The organism is Serratia sp. PL7 (genome assembly GCF_945957435.1).
This window is the reverse complement of sequence record NZ_CAMFLB010000018.1, coordinates 155,654-174,362: the sequence shown is the minus strand read 5'-3', so window position 1 is coordinate 174,362 and position 18,709 is coordinate 155,654. Positions and strand designations below refer to the sequence as shown.

Annotated in this window: 17 protein-coding genes; 9 read left to right on the top strand and 8 right to left on the bottom strand. The window is 55.9% G+C overall.

Translation table 11 applies throughout. The annotated features are described in order from the left end of the window. Window positions 1-89: 89 nt before the first annotated feature. Together rapA and rluA are read left to right on the top strand one after the other, a co-directional pair. Window positions 90-2,996, top strand: coding sequence for an RNA polymerase-associated protein RapA (gene rapA, locus N6G83_RS40060; protein ID WP_024483551.1), 2,907 nt, complete (start codon window positions 90-92; stop codon window positions 2,994-2,996). Between the two features lie 54 nt (window positions 2,997-3,050). After that, the gene (gene rluA, locus N6G83_RS40055) at window positions 3,051-3,701 is read left to right on the top strand and encodes a bifunctional tRNA pseudouridine(32) synthase/23S rRNA pseudouridine(746) synthase RluA (protein WP_024483552.1); all 651 of its coding nucleotides are present in this window, start codon (window positions 3,051-3,053) and stop codon (window positions 3,699-3,701) included. A 35-nt stretch (window positions 3,702-3,736) separates the two neighbouring features. On the opposite strand, the gene djlA is transcribed toward rluA, so the two are convergent. Beyond that, on the bottom strand, window positions 3,737-4,570 hold the full coding sequence (gene djlA / locus N6G83_RS40050) for a co-chaperone DjlA (protein ID WP_024527192.1): 834 nt from the start codon (window positions 4,568-4,570) through the stop codon (window positions 3,737-3,739). A gap of 230 nt (window positions 4,571-4,800) precedes the next feature. Between djlA and lptD the strand changes: the two genes are divergently transcribed. The 6 genes from lptD to apaH all read left to right on the top strand — a co-directional run bounded on the left by lptD (window position 4,801) and on the right by apaH (window position 11,570). Beyond that, window positions 4,801-7,167, top strand: a complete 2,367-nt coding sequence (gene lptD / locus N6G83_RS40045; protein ID WP_074028469.1) for an LPS assembly protein LptD — start codon at window positions 4,801-4,803, stop codon at window positions 7,165-7,167. A gap of 67 nt (window positions 7,168-7,234) precedes the next feature. Then, window positions 7,235-8,536 (top strand): peptidylprolyl isomerase SurA, encoded by a 1,302-nt coding sequence (gene surA / locus N6G83_RS40040; RefSeq protein ID WP_074028468.1) that lies wholly within the window; start codon window positions 7,235-7,237, stop codon window positions 8,534-8,536. Beyond that, complete coding sequence (gene pdxA, locus N6G83_RS40035; RefSeq protein WP_211135871.1) at window positions 8,523-9,515, top strand: 4-hydroxythreonine-4-phosphate dehydrogenase PdxA; 993 nt, start codon at window positions 8,523-8,525, stop codon at window positions 9,513-9,515. The genes surA and pdxA overlap by 14 nt, the downstream gene beginning before the upstream one ends. Continuing rightward, window positions 9,508-10,326, top strand: a complete 819-nt coding sequence (gene rsmA, locus N6G83_RS40030; RefSeq protein WP_021179275.1) for a 16S rRNA (adenine(1518)-N(6)/adenine(1519)-N(6))-dimethyltransferase RsmA — start codon at window positions 9,508-9,510, stop codon at window positions 10,324-10,326. Before pdxA ends, rsmA begins: the two co-directional genes overlap by 8 nt. Before the next feature lie 13 nt (window positions 10,327-10,339). Beyond that, window positions 10,340-10,717, top strand: a complete 378-nt coding sequence (gene apaG / locus N6G83_RS40025) for a Co2+/Mg2+ efflux protein ApaG (RefSeq protein ID WP_024483557.1) — start codon at window positions 10,340-10,342, stop codon at window positions 10,715-10,717. Window position 10,718: 1 nt separating this feature from the next. After that, entirely contained in the window at window positions 10,719-11,570 is an 852-nt protein-coding gene (gene apaH / locus N6G83_RS40020; protein WP_024527196.1) for a bis(5'-nucleosyl)-tetraphosphatase (symmetrical) ApaH, read from the top strand. Window positions 11,571-11,616: 46 nt separating this feature from the next. Here apaH and folA read toward each other — a convergent pair whose 3' ends face one another. The 3 genes from folA to N6G83_RS40005 all read right to left on the bottom strand — a co-directional run bounded on the left by folA (window position 11,617) and on the right by N6G83_RS40005 (window position 13,502). Next, window positions 11,617-12,099 carry a type 3 dihydrofolate reductase gene (gene folA / locus N6G83_RS40015; RefSeq protein ID WP_024527197.1) on the bottom strand — a complete coding sequence of 161 codons (483 nt, stop codon included), beginning with the start codon at window positions 12,097-12,099 and terminating at the stop codon, window positions 11,617-11,619. A gap of 141 nt (window positions 12,100-12,240) precedes the next feature. Next, on the bottom strand, window positions 12,241-12,705 hold the full coding sequence (locus N6G83_RS40010; protein WP_065683562.1) for a threonine/serine exporter: 465 nt from the start codon (window positions 12,703-12,705) through the stop codon (window positions 12,241-12,243). Continuing rightward, the gene (locus N6G83_RS40005; protein ID WP_024527198.1) at window positions 12,702-13,502 is read right to left on the bottom strand and encodes a threonine/serine exporter ThrE family protein; all 801 of its coding nucleotides are present in this window, start codon (window positions 13,500-13,502) and stop codon (window positions 12,702-12,704) included. Before N6G83_RS40005 ends, N6G83_RS40010 begins: the two co-directional genes overlap by 4 nt. 126 nt (window positions 13,503-13,628) lie before the next feature. Between N6G83_RS40005 and N6G83_RS40000 the strand changes: the two genes are divergently transcribed. Continuing rightward, window positions 13,629-14,243 (top strand): LysE family translocator, encoded by a 615-nt coding sequence (locus N6G83_RS40000; protein ID WP_021179269.1) that lies wholly within the window; start codon window positions 13,629-13,631, stop codon window positions 14,241-14,243. Window positions 14,244-14,276: 33 nt separating this feature from the next. Here N6G83_RS40000 and kefC read toward each other — a convergent pair whose 3' ends face one another. From kefC to N6G83_RS39980, 4 genes are all read right to left on the bottom strand, one after another. Next, a complete protein-coding gene (gene kefC, locus N6G83_RS39995; protein ID WP_024527199.1) occupies window positions 14,277-16,130 on the bottom strand; it encodes a glutathione-regulated potassium-efflux system protein KefC in 1,854 nt (617 codons plus the stop codon). Continuing rightward, window positions 16,123-16,683, bottom strand: a complete 561-nt coding sequence (gene kefF / locus N6G83_RS39990) for a glutathione-regulated potassium-efflux system oxidoreductase KefF (protein WP_024527200.1) — start codon at window positions 16,681-16,683, stop codon at window positions 16,123-16,125. The genes kefC and kefF overlap by 8 nt, the downstream gene beginning before the upstream one ends. Before the next feature lie 144 nt (window positions 16,684-16,827). Next, the gene (locus N6G83_RS39985; protein WP_211136154.1) at window positions 16,828-18,060 is read right to left on the bottom strand and encodes a cysteine desulfurase-like protein; all 1,233 of its coding nucleotides are present in this window, start codon (window positions 18,058-18,060) and stop codon (window positions 16,828-16,830) included. Then, window positions 18,057-18,695: a 2OG-Fe dioxygenase family protein gene (locus N6G83_RS39980; protein WP_211136155.1), complete on the bottom strand. Its 639-nt coding sequence runs from the start codon at window positions 18,693-18,695 to the stop codon at window positions 18,057-18,059. Before N6G83_RS39980 ends, N6G83_RS39985 begins: the two co-directional genes overlap by 4 nt. Between the last annotated feature and the right edge of the window lie 14 nt (window positions 18,696-18,709).

The following is an 18,709-nucleotide window of genomic DNA, read 5'->3' as shown; positions in this document are numbered from 1 at the left end:
GCCGGGAATAGCCAGCAGTTGAAACAGGTTACCCAGGGCTTATCTGCCGGGTAGCAAGACTTACTTAATAAGAATCGAGCCGACAAACTATGCCTTTTACACTTGGTCAACGCTGGATCAGCGATACGGAAAGCGAATTGGGACTGGGAACCGTGGTAGCACTTGACGTGCGCATGGTCACCCTGCTTTTCCCCGCAACCGGTGAAAACCGCCTCTATGCCAGAAACGACTCGCCAATCACCCGCGTGATGTTTAACCCGGGCGACACCATCAGCAACCACGAAGGCTGGCAGTTGCAGGTGGAGGAAGTCAAAGAGGATAACGGCCTGTTGACCTATATCGGCACGCGTCTGGACACCCAGGAAAGCGGCGTCGCTATGCGTGAAGTGCTGCTGGACAGCAAGCTGACCTTCAGTAAACCACAAGACCGCCTGTTTGCCGGTCAGATTGACCGCATGGATCGCTTTGCGCTGCGTTTCCGCGCCCGCAAATACCAGAGCGAGCAGTATCGCCTGCCGTTCGCTGGCCTGCGTGGTATGCGCGCCAGCCTGATCCCGCACCAATTGCATATCGCCTACGAGGTCGGCCAGCGCCATGCACCGCGCGTTCTATTGGCCGATGAAGTGGGCCTGGGTAAAACCATCGAAGCCGGGATGATTATTCATCAGCAACTGCTGGCTGGCCGCGCCGAACGTGTGCTGATCGTGGTACCGGAAACCCTGCAACATCAGTGGCTGGTTGAAATGATGCGTCGCTTCAACCTCTATTTCTCACTGTTTGACGATAGCCGTTACTCCGAAGCGATGCTAGACAGCAGCAACCCGTTCGAAACCGAACAGTTGGTGATCTGCTCGCTGGATTTCGTGCGTCGCAACAAACAGCGCCTTGAGCAGTTGGCCGATGCCCACTGGGATCTGCTGGTGGTAGACGAAGCTCATCATCTGGCCTGGAGCGAAGACGCGCCGAGCCGTGAATATCAGGTGATTGAACAGTTGGCGGAGCACATCCCGGGCGTACTGCTGCTGACGGCCACCCCGGAGCAGCTTGGCCAGCAAAGCCACTTTGCCCGCTTGCGCCTGCTGGATCCCAGCCGTTTCCATGACTACCAAGAGTTTGTCACCGATCAACAGAAATACCGTCCGGTAGCCGATGCGGTGACGCTGCTGCTGAGCGGCGAGCGCCTGGCGGATGACAAGCTGAACCTGCTGGGTGAGCTGATCGACGAGCAGGACATTGAGCCCCTGCTGAAAGCGGCCAACAGCGATACCGACAACAGCGAGCAGGCACGCCAGGAACTGGTCACCATGCTGATGGATCGCCACGGCACCAGCCGCGTGCTGTTCCGTAATACCCGTAACGGCGTAAAAGGTTTCCCACGCCGCCACCTGCACCAGATCAAACTGCCGTTGCCAACGCAATATCAGACGGCGATCAAGGTGTCAGGCATCATGAGCGCCAAGAAAACCGTCGAAGCCCGCGCCCGCGACATGCTCTACCCAGAACAGATTTATCAGGAGTTCGAAGGGGAGAATGCGACCTGGTGGAACTTCGATCCGCGCGTTGAGTGGCTGCTGGATTATCTGGTCGCCAACCGTCATGAGAAAGTGCTGGTGATTTGCGCCCAGGCCGCGACTGCTCTGCAACTGGAGCAGGTGCTGCGTGAACGCGAAGCGATCCGTGCCGCCGTATTCCACGAAGGGCTGAGCATTATCGAACGCGATCGCGCTGCCGCCTACTTCGCTTCACAGGAAGAAGGTGCGCAGGTGCTGCTGTGCTCCGAAATCGGTTCGGAAGGGCGTAACTTCCAGTTTGCCAGCCAGATGGTGATGTTCGACCTGCCGTTTAACCCGGATCTGCTGGAACAGCGTATTGGCCGTCTGGATCGTATTGGCCAGATGCACGACATCCAGATCATGGTGCCTTACCTGGAAAACACCGCTCAGGCCGTGCTGGGCCGCTGGTTCCATGAAGGGCTGGATGCCTTCGAGCACACCTGCCCAACCGGCCGGCCGATTTATGACAGCTGCTATGAGCAACTGATTGGCTATCTGGCCGCCCCTACCGAGCAGGAAGGTCTGGATGAGTTTATCCATGCCTGTAACCAGCAGCATAAGCAATTGAAAACGCAGCTGGAACAGGGCCGTGACCGTCTGCTGGAAATGCACTCCAACGGCGGTGACAAAGCGCAGGCGCTGGCGGAAGCCATTGCGGCGCAGGACAACGACGTTAACCTGGTGAGCTTTGCGCTCAACCTGTTCGATATCGTCGGCATCAACCAGGAAGACCGCAGCGACAACCTGATCGTCCTGACGCCATCCGACCATATGCTGGTACCGGACTTCCCAGGGCTGCCGCAAGATGGCTGCACCGTGACGTTTGATCGCGAACAGGCGCTGTCGCGTGAAGATGCCCAGTTTGTCAGTTGGGAACACCCGATTATCCGCAATGGGCTGGATCTGATCCTCTCCGGCGATACCGGGAGCTGCGCAGTTTCCCTGTTGAAAAACAAGGCACTGCCGGTGGGTACTCTGCTGGTCGAACTGGTGTATGTGGTTGAGGCGCAGGCCCCTAAACACCTGCAACTGACCCGCTTCCTGCCGCCAACGCCGATCCGCATGTTAATGGATCGCAAGGGGACCAACCTGGCAGCGCAGGTCGAGTTTGAAAGCTTTAACCGCCAGTTGAACGCGGTCAATCGCCACACCTCCAGCAAGCTGGTCAATGCGGTGCAGCAAGAAGTGCATGTGATGCTGCAACAGGCAGAAAGCCTGGTGGAAGAGCAGGCGCGCGCTCTGATCGAGCAGGCCAAGCAAGAGGCCGATGACAAGTTGAGCACCGAACTGGCGCGTCTGGAAGCCCTGAAGGCGGTTAACCCGAATATCCGTGATGACGAAGTCGAAGCGCTGGAGTTCAACCGCAAGCAGGTGCTGATTAATCTCAACGAAGCGGGATGGCGGCTGGATGCTATTCGCCTGGTAGTAGTGACACACCAGTGATCCACACAGCGGGGAGCCAAAGCTCCCCGGTTTGCCCTTCTCAGCGGAGCTAACATGGAACCTTACAATCCCCCGCAAGATCCGATGCACGTGCTGTATCAGGATGAGCACATCATCGTGGTCAACAAACCTAGCGGGCTGCTTTCCGTGCCTGGCCGAGCCCCGGAGAACAAGGACAGCCTGATGACGCGCATCCAGGCAGACTTCCCGGCGGCGGAGTCCGTGCATCGCCTGGATATGGCTACCAGCGGGGTGATCGTGGTGGCATTGAACAAGGCCGCCGAGCGGGAGCTTAAACGCCAGTTCCGCGAGCGCGAGCCGAAAAAATGCTACATCGCCCGCGTATGGGGGCATATGGCACAGGATGAAGGGTTGGTGGATTTACCGCTGATTTGCGACTGGCCGAACCGGCCCTTGCAGAAGGTCTGTTTCGAAACCGGCAAGGCCGCGCAGACCGAATATGTGGTGCTCTCCCGGGATGCGGATGGCAGCACGCGGGTCAAGCTGCTGCCCATCACTGGGCGCTCACACCAATTGCGCGTCCATATGCTGGCATTGGGTCACCCCATTCTCGGCGATGGCTTCTACGCCCCACCAGAGGCCAAGGCGATGGCACCGCGCCTGCAACTGCACGCACAAGAGTTGCGTATCACTCATCCCGCATTCCAGACCCCGATGCATTTTCGCGTAGAGCCGGATTTCTGAGTTTATAGGGGCGCCGCACGCTACGCCCCCTACGCTTATTTAAAACCCTTCTCGCGTTTGATCAGGTCGTAGGCCGCCTGGATCTCCTGCGCTTTCTGTTTCGCCATTTCCATCATTTCCGGCGGTAACCCCTTGGCGACCAGCTTATCCGGGTGATGCTCGCCCATCAGTTTACGGTAGGCACGCTTGATGGTGGTGGCATCGTCGCTGCTGTTAACACCCAGTACCTTGCAAGCATCTTCCAGCGTTGGACCACGTTGCGCCTGCTGGTAGCCACCTTGAGAGTAGCCTCCTTGCTGCCCCTGCCAACTGCCGCCGCCAAACTGACGCCCGCCTTCGATCATACTGAGGAACTGATCGAACTGAGCGCGGGAAATTCCCAACTCTTCGGCGATCACATACAGCACCTGGCGTTCATTCGGATGCAGCGAGCCGTCGGCAAACGCGGCCTGGATCTGAATTTCCAGAAACATCCGAATCAGGTCAAAGCGACCAAAACAGATGCTGCGTAGCTGCTGCAAGGTTTCACGCAGCGGGAACTGGCTGTGCTTGCCTTCGCGGAACGCCTGCTGCGCCGCGGTACGGGCCTCGCCATGCAGTTGCAGGCGGTCCATAAACAGGCTGGCTATCTGGATATCGGCTTCGGTTACCCGCCCTTTCGATTTGGTCAGATGCCCCATAACCTGAAAAGTGGTGCGGAAAAATAACGTCTGCCGCGTTTGCTGATCGGTAAAGAAGCCCCGACTGCGCTTGTTATTACGTGCGGTATCGATCATATGACCAACAATCAACCCCAGCACGACACCCCAGAATCCGCCGCCAGCCCAAACGGCGACAATCACTCCGAGCAGTTTTCCCCAATACTGCATATACTCCCCAACTATCAAACCGTAATAAGCCGTGTATCCCTATCGGTACGCGCAAGGGTTAAGGCGATTTTTTCCAAGAATTCGATTATCATACCTGTCATTTATCTCTGCGCCTAACGACGACGCAATCGAACGGCAGGATTTAACACTAGCGCAACGCTGATGAGTGATATAGTCTCTGACCGTTTGCCGGACATGACGCCTCTGATGACGGAACACCAAAACCGCGTATGAAAAAAAGTTTCCCAACACTGCTGGCCACGTTGATTTGGACGGCAATTTATAGTCAGCACGCGCTGGCAGATCTGGCCGAGCAATGTATGCTCGGCGTGCCTGTTTATGATAAGCCCGTGATCAGCGGCGATCCCAACAGCCTGCCGGTCACCATCATTTCCGATGATTCGCAGGCCAACTACCCGAACAGCGCGCTGTTCAGTGGCAACGTCAACGTCGAACAGGGTAACAGCACCCTGACGGCGAAGCAGGTTGAGCTGAACCAGACGCAAAAAGACGGGCAGCCTGATCCTATCCGTACCGTTACCGCCACCGGTGATGTGAACTACTCGGATAATCAGATCAAACTGAAAGGCCCTAAAGCCTGGTCAAACCTGAACACCAAAGATACCGACGTCTATCAGGGCGACTATCAGATGGTGGGCCGCCAGGGGCGTGGTGACGCCGACAAGATGAAGATGCGCGGTCAAAACCGCTACACCATCCTGGAAAACGGCACCTTCACCTCCTGTTTGCCTGGTGATGACAGCTGGAGCGTAGTGGGCTCCGAAGTGATCCATGACCGCGAAGAAGAAGTGGCCGAGGTGTGGAACGCCCGCTTCAAGATTGGCAAGGTGCCAGTGTTCTACAGCCCCTATTTGCAGCTGCCGGTGGGCAATAAGCGCCGCTCCGGCTTCCTGATCCCCAATGCCAAATATGGCAGTAATAACGGCTTCGAATTCATGTTGCCGTATTACTGGAACATTGCGCCAAACTTTGACGCCACCATCACGCCGCACTACATGACGAATCGTGGCCTGCAGTGGCAGAACGAATTCCGTTATCTGCTGCAACCAGGTCTGGGTACCATGGCCTTCGACTGGCTGCCAAGCGATAGGCAGTACGAAAAAGATCACGGGGATGTCGACAGCAGTAAGCGTTGGCTGTTCTACTGGGCGCATAACGGCGTCATGAATCAGGTGTGGCGTTTCAACATTGACTACACCAAGGTCAGCGACCCTTATTACTTCACCGACCTGGATTCCAAATACGGCTCCACCACCGATGGCTACGCCACGCAGAAATTCAGCGTCGGTTATGCCGATGAGAACTGGGATGCCACGTTGGCTTCCAAGCAGTTCCAGATCTTCAGCGGGGTGGGCAACCAAAACGCCTACCGTGCGCAGCCACAGTTGGATCTCAACTACTATAAATCGGATATCGGCCCGTTTGATTTCCACACCTACGGCCAGGTTGCCAACTTTACCAGCGTCAACCCGAATAACCCAAAAGCCACTCGTTGGCATGTGGAACCGGCGATCAATTTGCCGCTGGCCAACAGTTGGGGTAGCCTGAATACCGAAGCCAAACTGATGGCAACGCATTTCCAGCAGACCATTCCAAACGGTTTTGCCGCCGACTATGCCAGCCGTAACCCGGGTAGCCCGGTTCCCGATCTGGAAGACTCGGTCAACCGCGTTCTGCCGCAGTTCAAGACCGATGGCAAAGTAGTGTTCGATCGCCCAATGGATTGGTCAGAAGGTTATACCCAAACCATCGAGCCACGTATGCAGTATCTGTACGTGCCTTATCGCGATCAAAGCAATATCTATACTTATGACTCAACCCTGCTGCAAACCGACTACTCGGGCCTGTTCCGCGACCGCTCCTACAGTGGCCTGGATCGCGTAGCCTCGCAGAACCGTGTGGCAGCCGGTGTCACTTCGCGTATTTATGATGATGCGCTGGTTGAACGTTTTAACGTTTCCGTAGGTCAAATCTACTACCTGAGCCGCTCGCGGACCGGGGATCAAAGTAGCAACTTTGATAATAGCGATGATACCGGCAGCGTCGTCTGGGCTGGTGACACCTATTGGAAGATTGACGATCGCTGGGGCCTGCGTGGTGGTGTGCAATACGACACCCGTCTTGACAGCGTCGCGTTAGGTGACGCGGTAGTGGAATATCGTCAGGATCAGAATCGCATGGTGCAGTTGAACTACCGTTATGCCAGCCCGGAGTATATTTCGGCAACCTTGCCGGATATCAGCAACCCAGGCTATCAGGACGGTATTTCACAGGTTGGTCTGGTGGCCAGTTGGCCAATTGCCGATCGGTGGGCAGTCGTCGGGGCGTATTACTACGATACTCGTGCGAAACAAACCGCCAACCAGTTGGTCGGCCTGCGTTATAACACCTGCTGCTGGGCGGTCAACGTGGGTTATGAGCGCAAGATCACCGATTGGGACTACGGTAATCAGGTCAGCAAGTACGATAACAAAGTTTCATTCAACGTCGAACTGCGTGGCTTGAGTAGCGATCACAGCCTTGGCACCAATGAAATGCTGCGCTCGGGTATTCTGCCTTACCAACGCGCATTCTGATATTGATAAACGAATTGAAAAAAAACAACTTTCACCCGCATTTGCGGAAACAGATAACGGGAAATGTATGAAGAACTGGAGAACGCTTCTTCTCGGATTGGTGGTTTGTGCCAATACCGCGTTCGCAGCACCGCAACAAATGGATAAAGTCGCCGCCGTCGTCGATAACGGCGTAGTACTCGAGAGCGACGTGAACGGCCTGATGCAATCGGTGAAACTCAACGCACAGCAGGCTGGCCAGCAATTGCCAGACGACAATACGTTGCGTCACCAGATCCTTGAACGTCTGATTATGGATAACATCCTGCTGCAGATGGCGCAAAAAATGGGGATCACCGTCAGCGATGCCGATCTGGACAAGGCGATCGGCAATATCGCCGCCCAGAACAAGATGAGCCTGGATCAACTGCGCAGCCGCCTGGCGTATGAAGGTCTGAACTACAACACTTACCGTGCGCAGATCCGCAAGGAAATGCTGACCTCGGAAGTGCGTAACAACGAAGTGCGTCGCCGTGTCACCATCCTGCCGCAGGAAGTTGACGCGTTAGCCAAACAGGTCGGCGCGCAGAACGGCGGTGAAACCGACATCAACATCAGCCACATCCTGATCCCGCTGCCAGAAAATCCATCGCAGAAGCAGGTTGATGAAGCCGAAGCGCTGGCGAAACGCCTGGCCGGTGAAGCGACCAGCGGTGCCGACTTCGGCAAACTGGCGATCACTTACTCTGCCGACTCACAAGCGCTGAAAGGCGGCCAGATGGGTTGGGGTAAACTGCAGGAAATGCCAACGCTGTTCGCAGAACGTCTGTCCAGCGCCAAAAAAGGCGATGTGGTTGGTCCGATCCGTTCCGGTGTCGGCTTCCATATCCTGAAGGTTAACGATATCCGTGGCGGTACCCAGTCGATTTCCGTGACCGAAGTGCATGCCCGTCATATCCTGCTGAAACCGTCAGTGGTGATGACCGACGATCAGGCACGCGCCAAGCTGCAAGAAGTGGCTGCGGCCATCAAGAGCGGCAAAGCGAAGTTTGAAGACGAGGCTAAACAGCTGTCACAAGACCCAGGCTCTGCCCTGCAGGGCGGCGATCTGGGTTGGGCTTCGCCAGACATGTACGATCCTGCCTTCCGCGATGCGCTGCTGAAGCTGCAAAAAGGCCAGGTCAGCGAGCCGGTACACTCTTCCTTTGGTTGGCATCTGATCCAGTTACTGGATACTCGCCAGGTGGATAAAACCGATGCGGCGCAGAAAGATCGTGCCTACCGCATGCTGTTTAACCGCAAGTTTGCCGAAGAAGCGCAAACCTGGATGCAGGAACAGCGTGCCGCTGCTTACGTGAAGATCCTCGATGGAAGCAATGCACCGCAATAACCGTATCGTCATCACCCCCGGCGAGCCTGCCGGGGTTGGGCCGGATTTGGTCACCGTACTGGCGCAACAGGATTGGCCTGTTGAACTGGTGGTGTGCGCCGATCCGGCCTTGTTGCTTGAGCGCGCCCGCCAGTTGGCGTTACCGCTCGCGCTGCGCGACTACCAGCCAGGCCAACCTGCACAGCCACAGCGTGCCGGGACCTTAACGGTATTGCCCGTTACAGCCCCTGCGGCCGTGGTCGCTGGTGAACTTAACGTCGCCAACAGCGCCTATGTGGTAGAGACTCTGGCTCGTGCCTGTGACGGTTGCCTGAACGGTGAGTTTGCCGCGCTGGTCACTGGCCCGGTCAACAAAAGCATCATCAACGACGCTGGCGTCGCCTTTACCGGCCACACCGAGTTCTTTGCCGATCGCAGCCATTGTGAACGCGTGGTGATGATGCTGGCTACCGAGGAGCTACGCGTCGCTCTGGCAACGACCCATCTGCCGTTACTGGCAGTCCCGGGTGCCATCACCCAACAGAGCCTGTTCGAAGTGATCACCATTCTCGATCGGGATCTGAAAAACCAGTTTGGCATTCCGCACCCGCTGATTTACGTCTGTGGGCTAAACCCACATGCGGGGGAAGGCGGCCATATGGGCCGTGAAGAGTTGGATGTGATTATTCCGGCTTTGGAGGTGCTGCGTAGCCGCGGCATCCAGCTGATTGGCCCGCTCCCGGCGGATACCCTGTTCCAGCCCAAATATCTGCAACATGCAGATGCGGTGCTGGCGATGTATCACGATCAGGGCTTGCCTGTACTAAAATACCAGGGGTTTGGTCGGGCGGTGAATATCACCCTCGGTTTGCCTTTTATCCGTACCTCGGTCGACCATGGTACCGCGTTGGAACTGGCTGGCAGCGGCACTGCCGATGCAGGCAGCTTCAAAACGGCCTTGGCTCTCGCCATTAAAATGATAATTAACAGCAATGAATAATAGAGTCCACCAAGGGCACTTTGCCCGCAAACGTTTTGGACAGAACTTTTTAACCGATCAGTTTGTCATCGATAGCATTGTCTCAGCCATTCACCCACAGCCGGGCGAAGCGGTGGTTGAAATCGGCCCAGGCCTGGGAGCCTTGACCGAACCGGTTGGCGCGCGGATGGATCGCATGACGGTGATTGAACTTGACCGCGATCTGGCAGCCCGCCTGGCCAATCACCCACAGCTGAAAGACAAGCTGACCATTCATCAGCAAGATGCCATGACGGTGAACTTCGCCGAGCTGGCAGCCGTGGAAGGCCAATCGTTGCGCGTGTTTGGCAACCTGCCGTATAACATCTCGACGCCGCTGATGTTCCACCTTTTCAGCTATACTTCAGCTATCCGCGACATGCACTTTATGCTGCAAAAGGAGGTGGTCAACCGTCTGGTTGCCGGCCCAAACAGCAAGGCATACGGGCGCTTGACCGTGATGGCGCAGTATTACTGCAACGTTATTCCCGTGTTGGAAGTGCCGCCGACTGCATTCGCGCCGCCGCCTAAAGTCGATTCTGCCGTGGTTCGTCTGGTACCGCATCTGGTGATGCCTAATATTGTCGGCGATGTGCGTATGCTCAGCCGCGTGACCACCCAGGCGTTTAACCAACGCAGAAAAACCATCCGCAACAGCCTGGGCGATCTTTTCACCCCGGAACAGTTGACGGAACTCGGCGTCGATCCGACGCTCAGAGCAGAGAATATTTCTGTAGCGCAGTACTGTAAGCTGGCAAACTGGCTTTCACAACAGCAGGCGCAGCAGCAATAAAGGAGCAGTTGTCATGATTGATTCGCCCCGTGTATGTGTGCAGGTACAGAGTGTGTATGTGGAATCACAATCGATACCTGAGGAAGAACGTTACGTCTTCGCGTATACCGTTACCATCCGTAATCTGGGGCGCTTTGACGTGCAACTGCTGGGCCGTTACTGGCTGATAACCAACAGTAACGGTCGGCAAACTGAAGTTCAGGGCGAGGGAGTGATCGGTGAACAGCCTATTATCCAGCCCGGCAGCGAGTTCCAATATACCAGCGGTGCGATACTCGAAACGCCGCTGGGCACCATGGAAGGCCACTATGAAATGGTTGATCAACAGGGTCAGCCATTCCGTACCGCTATTCCGGTGTTCCGTTTAGCCATCCCTACGCTGATCCACTAATATGTCGACATATCTTATCGGCGACGTTCATGGCTGTTTCGATGAACTGCAGTCGCTATTAGCTCAGGTTAATTTCGATCCCCTGCAAGACCAACTGTGGCTGACAGGCGATCTGGTCGCCCGTGGCCCCGGCTCGCTCGAAGTGCTGCGCTACGTCCGCTCTCTCGGCCCGGCAGTGCGTATGGTTCTGGGTAACCACGACCTGCATCTGCTGGCGGTGTACGCCGGTATCAGCCGTAATAAACCCAAAGACCGCATGACCCCCCTGCTCGAAGCGCCTGATGCTGACGAGTTGATCAACTGGCTGCGTCGCCAGCCGGTGCTGCAGGTAGATGATGAACGCAAACTGATCATGGGCCACGCTGGCATTACCCCACAGTGGGATATCGAGACCGCACAGATGTGTGCCCGTGAAGTGGAAGCGGTACTCAGCAGCGACAGCTATCCCTTGTTCCTGGATGCGATGTACGGTGACATGCCCAACAACTGGAGCCCGGAACTGAGCGGGTTGGCACGCCTGCGCTTTAGCACCAATGCCTTGACCCGCATGCGCTATTGCTTCCCTAACGGCCAGTTGGACATGATCTGCAAAGATGCGCCGGGCACCGCTCCCGCTCCGCTGAAACCCTGGTTTGATCTGCCACGTCTGGTCGATCCCGAATACAGCATCATCTTCGGCCACTGGGCATCACTGGAAGGCAGAGGTACGCCGGAAGGGATCATCGGTCTGGATACCGGTTGCTGTTGGGGTGGGGATTTGACCCTACTGCGTTGGGAAGACAAGCGCTACTTTACCCAGCCAAGCAACCGTCGTGATGCGATAGACGGCGCGGATACGCTGGCAGCGTCTTAAAACGACAATGGGCACCCAAGGGTGCCCATTTGATAGCTAACCCGCCTTAGCGGCGTTCCAAAATCTCAAAACAGTAACCATGCGAGTTCAGTGCATCCGCATCGTGGAAGGCGCTGAACGACGTTTCCCATTCGTCCGGCTCGTAATCCGGGAAGTAGGTATCGCCACCCACTTCGGTATCGATATGCGTCAGATACATCCGGGAAGCCCGTGGCAGGAACTGGCTATAAATGCTGCCACCGCCCATCACCATCACTTCCTCCACCTCGCCAGCCGCAGCCAAGGCCTCCTCCAGCGAAGTCACCCAGGTCACGCCAGGTTCTTTACCCGGCTGGCTGCTTAACACGATATTATGGCGGCCCGGTAATGGGCGGCCAATCGACTCAAAGGTCTTACGGCCCATAATCACCGGTTTATTTAACGTGTTACGTTTAAACCACGCCAAATCCTCCGGCAGGTGCCACGGCATGGCATTTTCCATACCAATAACGCGATCCGCCGCCAAAGCAGCAATCAGGCTGATAATCATTGTTTAACCCTGTATAGGCAGCAAAATTGTTCACACTATACGTAAAGCCCCGGCCACCGTCGATAGACGAATCGAGCGATAGTCATATATCGGACGGCTCTGAACATAAACTCCAATAATCCCAGATCCTTAGAAAAAGCCCTAAACGCCGGGACGTTTACGATACAGCCACAGACCCGGTACCGACAGGCCAATCGACAAGGCTCCCACGATAAAACAGGCTTTGAGGAAGTTGGAGATCATCACCGACATCAGGGCTTCGCTGTAGCCCAAATGTGAAATCTCCACCACGCTGATCATCGCGGTATAGGCTGAAATACCGGGGAACATCGGGATCACCGCCGCAACGGTAAACACCTTGGGATGCGCCAGCAGCCAGCGTGACCAGTAAATGCCGATGATACCGATCAGGATGGCGGCCAGGAACGATCCCCATTCGATATTCATACCGAAATGCATCATCAGCATCCGCGAACCGTGCCCCAGCGCCCCAAGCAAGGCACAGTAGCGCAGCGCTCGTAGCGGCACGTTGAACACCATGGCAAAGCCGAGCGCGGGTACTGCCGCCAGCAGCATGTCCTGTAACAACGCCCACAGCAGGCTCATGACCACCCCCGTAAATCCCACAGCGACATCGCCATCACCACGCCGATGCAGGTTGCCAGCGTCAGTAAACTGGCCATCGCCCAGCGGGCCAGGCCGGTATTCACGTGGCCTTTAAACATATCGGCTACCGCGTTGATCAGCGGGAAACCGGGCACCAGCAACAGCACGCTGGCCGCCATCGCTACGCTGGAGGTTTGGTGGAAAAACGGCACACGTAACAGCAGGCCGGAGACCGACGTGGCGACAAAGGCCGTCAGGCAAAAGTTGATCAGCGGATTCATATGGCGAGCGGTCAGCATCTGGCGCACAAACATCGCCAGACCACTGGCCATAAAGGTGACCGCAAAAGCATCTGGCCCGCCGCCGTTGAGCATGCTGAAACAGCCACAGGACAACCCCACCATCAGCACCACCAGCCAACGCGGATAGCGCAGCGGACGGATTTTTTCAAAGCGCCGCGCCACGTCATGGACGTCAGCCAAATGGTGTTCCGCCAGGATCACAATGTGCTGCACCTCGGTCACCATTTGCATGTTGATCCCACGATCGACGTTCTTTCGCGTGGTGGTCAGGCAGGCATCATTGCTGATGGTGGTAAGCACCACGGCGTTGGCCGAGATGGAGCTTTCTACACTATCCATGCCAAGCGCCAGGCCCAAACGAGTCGAGAGTTGTTCCACCACCATGCTTTCCGCCCCGTGCTGTAGCAGCAGCAACGCACACTGAATACACAGACGGGTGATCTCACGCTGTTGCTGGTTTACACCGGGTATCTCTGCGGTTAATTCCTTTTTCATGTCGCTCAATCACATCCTCTTAATGAAGACCCATCATATAACCAGAGATTAGTGCAATAGGTTGATGCACGTCAGGAGGAGTGGCGTTATTATCAGCAGAATTAGGCCTTTTTCAGAGACTCGCTCATGCTTGAAACCTCATTGTTTGTCGCCGGTATTGCCACGCTCGGCATGCTTTCCCCCGGGCCAGACTTTTTTCTGGTGATTAAAAACGCGGCGCGCTATCCGCGCCTGGCAGCAATGATGACCGCGTTCGGCGTGATCTGCGGCGTGGCAACTCATATGTCTTACTGTGTCGCGGGCCTGGCGGTAGTGATCACCACCACGCCGTGGTTGTTCAACGTGCTGAAATACGCCGGTGCGGTGTACCTGATTTGGGTCGGTATTCAAGCCTTGTTGTCACGCGGTGGCAGCAAGATGAACGTCAGCAGCCTGCCTCAACAGCAGGTCAGCCTGAAAAGCGCCTTTGTACAAGGTTATCTGTGTAATCTGCTCAACCCGAAAGCCACGCTGTTCTTCCTCGCGGTGTTTACCCAGGTATTGCAAATCAACTCCGGCCTGGGTGAAAAACTGTGGTATGCCGGGATTATTTTCGGTCTTTCCGCCGTTTGGTGGCCGGTGCTGGTGTTTTTAATCCAAAGTGGGCCGGTGCGCCGTGGGCTGGAGAAAACCCAGAAGGTGGTCGATAAGCTGCTGGGTGGGATGTTAATCGCCTTGGGCATCAAGGTCGCGCTGAGCTGAGAAACCGGCGAGGGGCACCCCCTCGCCAGCCAATTACCCTTTCGCTTCCACTACCTCTTCCTCAGGCGCTTTGCCATCAATACTGCCGCGCCAGCCGTTTTGTTGCACGTGAGATAGGCGCATCTGATCTTGCTCGATGGCCGACGACAGCATTTCTTTAGCCCGTTGCAAGCTGGCGACACGGAACTCGGTATCTTCGTAGTTCTCCAGCGTATCCTCCAGCATCTTCAGGTTATAACGCCGGAAGGTATCCGCCTTTTCACGGGCTTCGTAGGCGTCCAACCCCAGCAGTTCGAGAGTTTCTCTGCCGATCAGTAACGAACTTTCAAAGGTTTCCCGCGCAGGTTTTTCCACTCCCAACTGCCGCAGTTGATACCAGTGGTCCACATCGCGGGCACGCGCCACCACTTTCAGGTGCGGGAAATGGCGTTTGACCAGTGCCGTCAGTTGCAGGTTCGCCTCCACGTCGTCGATGGCGTTAATCAGGATTTTGGCATGTTCCGCTCCTGCCGCTTCCAACAGATCGGCCCGCGTCGCATCACCATAGAACACCTTGGTGCCAAATTTGCGCAGCGTTTCGATATGGTCCGGATCGTGATCCAGCACCACGGTATGCACGCCGTTGGCCAGCAGCATACGGCCAGCGATCTGGCCAAAACGGCCAAAACCGGCGATGATCACGCTGGCATTCTCTTCGTCGATCACATCTGCCGGGCGTTCGTCCTGCGGGGCATTCTTGGCCAGGCGAGCGGCAACCACCAGCAGCAATGGCGTGGCAGCCATCGAAAGTGCAACGGCCAACGTCAGCGATTTAGCCCATTCGAGCGGCAACACACCGGCCATCTGCGCCGCAGCGAAGATCACAAAGGCAAACTCACTGCCCTGCCCCAGCAAAATGGCGAACAGCCCGCGCTGGCGCTTGGGGACCCCTAGCATTGGCGCAACCAGCCACAGTAGCACCGCCTTCAGCAGCATGAAACCCAGCAACAGCGAGGCAATCAGCAACGGGTGATGGAACAGCGTGCCAAAGTCGATCGACATCCCCACGCCGATAAAGAACAACCCAAGCAGCAGGCCTTTAAATGGCTGAATATCGCTTTCCAGCGCATGGCGATATTCGGAACTGGCCAGCAACACGCCAGCCAGGAAGGCCCCCATCGCCATCGATAGCCCAGCCATCTCCAGCAGAATGCCAAAACCAAACACCAGGAACAGCGCCACGGCGCTGAAGACTTCACGCATGCCGGAACGCGCCACAAAGTGCAGCAAAGGCCGGGTAACATAACGCCCCAGCAGCACCACGACCGCCAGCGCCCCCACCACCTTGGCGGCAGAAAACACAAAAGCACCCAGCGTGGTAGCCGCTCCGCTGCTGGCCAACAGTGGGATCATCGCCACCAGGGGAATAGCGGCAATATCCTGGAACAACAGCACCGCAAACGAGCTGCGGCCAATCGGCGAAGGCGTCAGGTTACGCTCACTCATCGCCTGCATGGCTATCGCCGTTGAGGAGAGTGCTAACGTCAAGCCAATCAGCAAGGCGACCTGCCAATTCAACCCGAGGAAATAGCAGAAGGCGCTCAACACCAGGCCGCATCCCACCATTTGGATGCTCCCACCACCAAATACCGCTGCCCGCAACGTCCACAGCCGCCGAGGATCCAACTCAAGCCCGATGATAAACAGCATCAGCACTACGCCAATTTCGGCAAAGGTCAGTATCGACTCCGGATCGGAAACCAGTTTCAGCCCCCAGGGGCCAATGACACAGCCCGCAATCAGGTAGCCGAGTACCGATCCCAACCCCAGGCGTACGGCAATCGGCACCAACAACCCGGCCGATCCCAGATAGATCAGCCCTTCAATCATCATCGAGTGATTATCCATTCACTGACTCCTGCTCTGCTGCTGGCTCGCTGTGTTCCATCAGATACTGCACCAGCCGCTGACGATAGGCTTCCCCTGCGGCGATCAAAGCCGGTTCGTTACAGGTAAAGGTGTTGTGCACGGCAAAATACGGTTGCCACTTCATACCGCAGTAAATCGCCGTGGCCTGTAGTGGCTGACCCAGAGCGGCAAAGTTGGGGTAATCGCCCAAAGCGAAATGCTGCTCATCTCCGCCGCTGGTGACAGCCCACAGGCAGTCTTTCCCCACCAGGGCGTTGCCCTCGTGGCCATAGGCCCAGCCATGCTCCAGCACTTTGTCGATCCACAGTTTCAACAATGGCGGCAAGCTGTACCACTGCATCGGATGCTGTAAAACCACCATATCGGCCCGTTCCAGCGCCCGCTGCTCGGCGTTGATATCGATATTAAAATCTGGATACAGTTCGTACAGCGTGCGAACCTCCACACCGGGAATGTCTTTTACCGCCTGTAGTAACCGTTGATTGGCATGAGAATGCCGGGGATAGGGATGAGCGTAAATAATCAGGATCATGCGCTTCTCGTTGTTGCGTTTCATACAACGAGTATATACCAGTCACCGTGCCGCCATTACTGGCATAAAAACTTGCTGCCCCAATGCCCCCATCCTCTAACCATCAGGATACGGGGGCAATATGGCATCACTGGCTTACGGTAATTATTGATTTAACGTGTTGATAATCTCAAACAAACGGTCAATTTCCTGGCGAGTGTTGTAATGCATCAATCCGATCCGCACGACACCGCCACGTTGCTCCAGACCCAGTTGGCGGATTAGCCCCAGCGCATAAAAATGCCCGTTGCCGACACAAATATTGTGCTCTCCCAGCGCTCTGGCAACCGATTCAGGCAGCCCGTGTTCAAACGTCACGGCGAAAGTCGGGGTTCGGCAGTTGGCATCAGGCCGATCGATACCGTACAAACGCGCCCCCCTGACTTGCCGTAGCTTATCCAGGAAATAAGTGCTAAGCGCTTCTTCATGTTGGCTGAGTTGGCTAAAGCTGTCTTGCAAGCGCTGCCGCAATGGCGCACCCGGTTCTCCCCACTGAGCCAGGTATTCGATCGCAGCAGTCACCCCCGCGAGCCCTTCAAAACTCTGAGTTCCCGTCTCGAAACGCCCAGGGCCAAGATCGGTGGCCGGCTCGACCTTGTAAGGACGTAACGTTTGCAACCACGGCGTAGCCAGATAGGCAATCCCGACGTGTGGGCCAAAAAATTTATACGCGGAACACAGGAGTATGTCGCAACCCAACGCCTGAACATCAATAAGGCGGTGCGGGGCATAGTGCACTGCATCTACATATACCAAAGCGCCAACCTGGTGTGCCGCCTCGACGATACGCTTTATATCCACGATCGAGCCTGTGGTATTTGACGCATAGGTGACTGCCACCAACCGGGTTTTGGCGTTCATGAGCGCACAAAGTTTATCGACGTCTAACGTACAATCCTGCGTATTAACAGGAACCTGATGGACAACGACCTGTTTATCGGCAGCGGCCTGTTGCCAGCTCGAAACGTTCGCATAGTGATCCAGAGCGGTGACGATCACCTCATCCCCGGCTTGCCAATCCCGGCTGATAGCGCGGCTCAGCTGAAAAGTCAGTGAGGTCATGTTGGCGCCAAAGACAATGTTGTCGGCCGAGTTGGCATTCAAGAACGCCCGCACGGACTCTCTGGCTTGTAACATCACTCGCTCAGTGGCTTTGCTGGAAAAATAATGTCCCCCCAGGTTGGCATTATGGTGGCCCAAATAATCGACCATCTTGTCTAACACTGTGCGCGGGACCTGTGAGCCACCGGGACCATCAAAGAACACCACGCTTTTTCCTTGATACAGCTGACCCAGAGCGCTGAATTGCGTCCGGCTTTGTTCAGGCGTAAATTTCATGCCACCCTCGCTGTCAGAACAAAAACATCCATATGCCCTTCTTTATCGGTCACGACGGCACGGATTGGGCAGGCGTTATGCCACAGCTTACTATCAGCAATCATCGCAACTTCGCCATTTTCCAACACCTTACGGAAAAATGGCTCTTCGCGATTGCTGTTATAGAGCAGGATATCCCCCCCGACAATGTTATGCCTGTCGATACCGACTATCGCGATATGATCAAAACCATCACGATGGATGCCTTCTGGTGCCACCTGAGTTTCATCATAGGTGGTGGTAATGCGGATTTGGTGGATCTCGATTTCCTGGTTGTTCGGTAGATCATTGCTGTCAACAAAGAGCCCACACATTTCGCGCATGCCCTCATTTTGCCAGGTCGTGGCCAGGAGCGGTTCGAACTGGCGGACAATATTGCCCTGAAAATGGTTGATATCCTCAGATTGTACAAACTCATGTTTGCCCGTCTCTACCACTTTTCCATCCTGAAAACGCATGACGGAATAACGCCGCAGGCGGTACTTGCCATCCGCATGCTGGGTGTGGGGAAGCGTGTTGAATGAAGGAGCCAGTTGAGCAATCCCCTCCTGGCTAAGATGGGTGATCTGCAGGATATTCTCGTGTTTGTTTAGCATGATGACACCTTATT

What these genes read in the sequence shown, in the direction of transcription:
- rapA (WP_024483551.1), top strand. Translation starts at nt 90, where the DNA reads ATGCCTTTTACACTTGGTCAACGCTGGATCAGCGATACGGAAAGCGAA.
- rluA (WP_024483552.1), top strand. Translation starts at nt 3,051, where the DNA reads ATGGAACCTTACAATCCCCCGCAAGATCCGATGCACGTGCTGTATCAG.
- djlA (WP_024527192.1), bottom strand. Translation starts at nt 4,570, where the DNA reads ATGCAGTATTGGGGAAAACTGCTCGGAGTGATTGTCGCCGTTTGGGCT.
- lptD (WP_074028469.1), top strand. Translation starts at nt 4,801, where the DNA reads ATGAAAAAAAGTTTCCCAACACTGCTGGCCACGTTGATTTGGACGGCA.
- surA (WP_074028468.1), top strand. Translation starts at nt 7,235, where the DNA reads ATGAAGAACTGGAGAACGCTTCTTCTCGGATTGGTGGTTTGTGCCAAT.
- pdxA (WP_211135871.1), top strand. Translation starts at nt 8,523, where the DNA reads ATGCACCGCAATAACCGTATCGTCATCACCCCCGGCGAGCCTGCCGGG.
- rsmA (WP_021179275.1), top strand. Translation starts at nt 9,508, where the DNA reads ATGAATAATAGAGTCCACCAAGGGCACTTTGCCCGCAAACGTTTTGGA.
- apaG (WP_024483557.1), top strand. Translation starts at nt 10,340, where the DNA reads ATGATTGATTCGCCCCGTGTATGTGTGCAGGTACAGAGTGTGTATGTG.
- apaH (WP_024527196.1), top strand. Translation starts at nt 10,719, where the DNA reads ATGTCGACATATCTTATCGGCGACGTTCATGGCTGTTTCGATGAACTG.
- folA (WP_024527197.1), bottom strand. Translation starts at nt 12,099, where the DNA reads ATGATTATCAGCCTGATTGCTGCTTTGGCGGCGGATCGCGTTATTGGT.
- N6G83_RS40010 (WP_065683562.1), bottom strand. Translation starts at nt 12,705, where the DNA reads ATGAGCCTGCTGTGGGCGTTGTTACAGGACATGCTGCTGGCGGCAGTA.
- N6G83_RS40005 (WP_024527198.1), bottom strand. Translation starts at nt 13,502, where the DNA reads ATGAAAAAGGAATTAACCGCAGAGATACCCGGTGTAAACCAGCAACAG.
- N6G83_RS40000 (WP_021179269.1), top strand. Translation starts at nt 13,629, where the DNA reads ATGCTTGAAACCTCATTGTTTGTCGCCGGTATTGCCACGCTCGGCATG.
- kefC (WP_024527199.1), bottom strand. Translation starts at nt 16,130, where the DNA reads ATGGATAATCACTCGATGATGATTGAAGGGCTGATCTATCTGGGATCG.
- kefF (WP_024527200.1), bottom strand. Translation starts at nt 16,683, where the DNA reads ATGATCCTGATTATTTACGCTCATCCCTATCCCCGGCATTCTCATGCC.
- N6G83_RS39985 (WP_211136154.1), bottom strand. Translation starts at nt 18,060, where the DNA reads ATGAAATTTACGCCTGAACAAAGCCGGACGCAATTCAGCGCTCTGGGT.
- N6G83_RS39980 (WP_211136155.1), bottom strand. Translation starts at nt 18,695, where the DNA reads ATGCTAAACAAACACGAGAATATCCTGCAGATCACCCATCTTAGCCAG.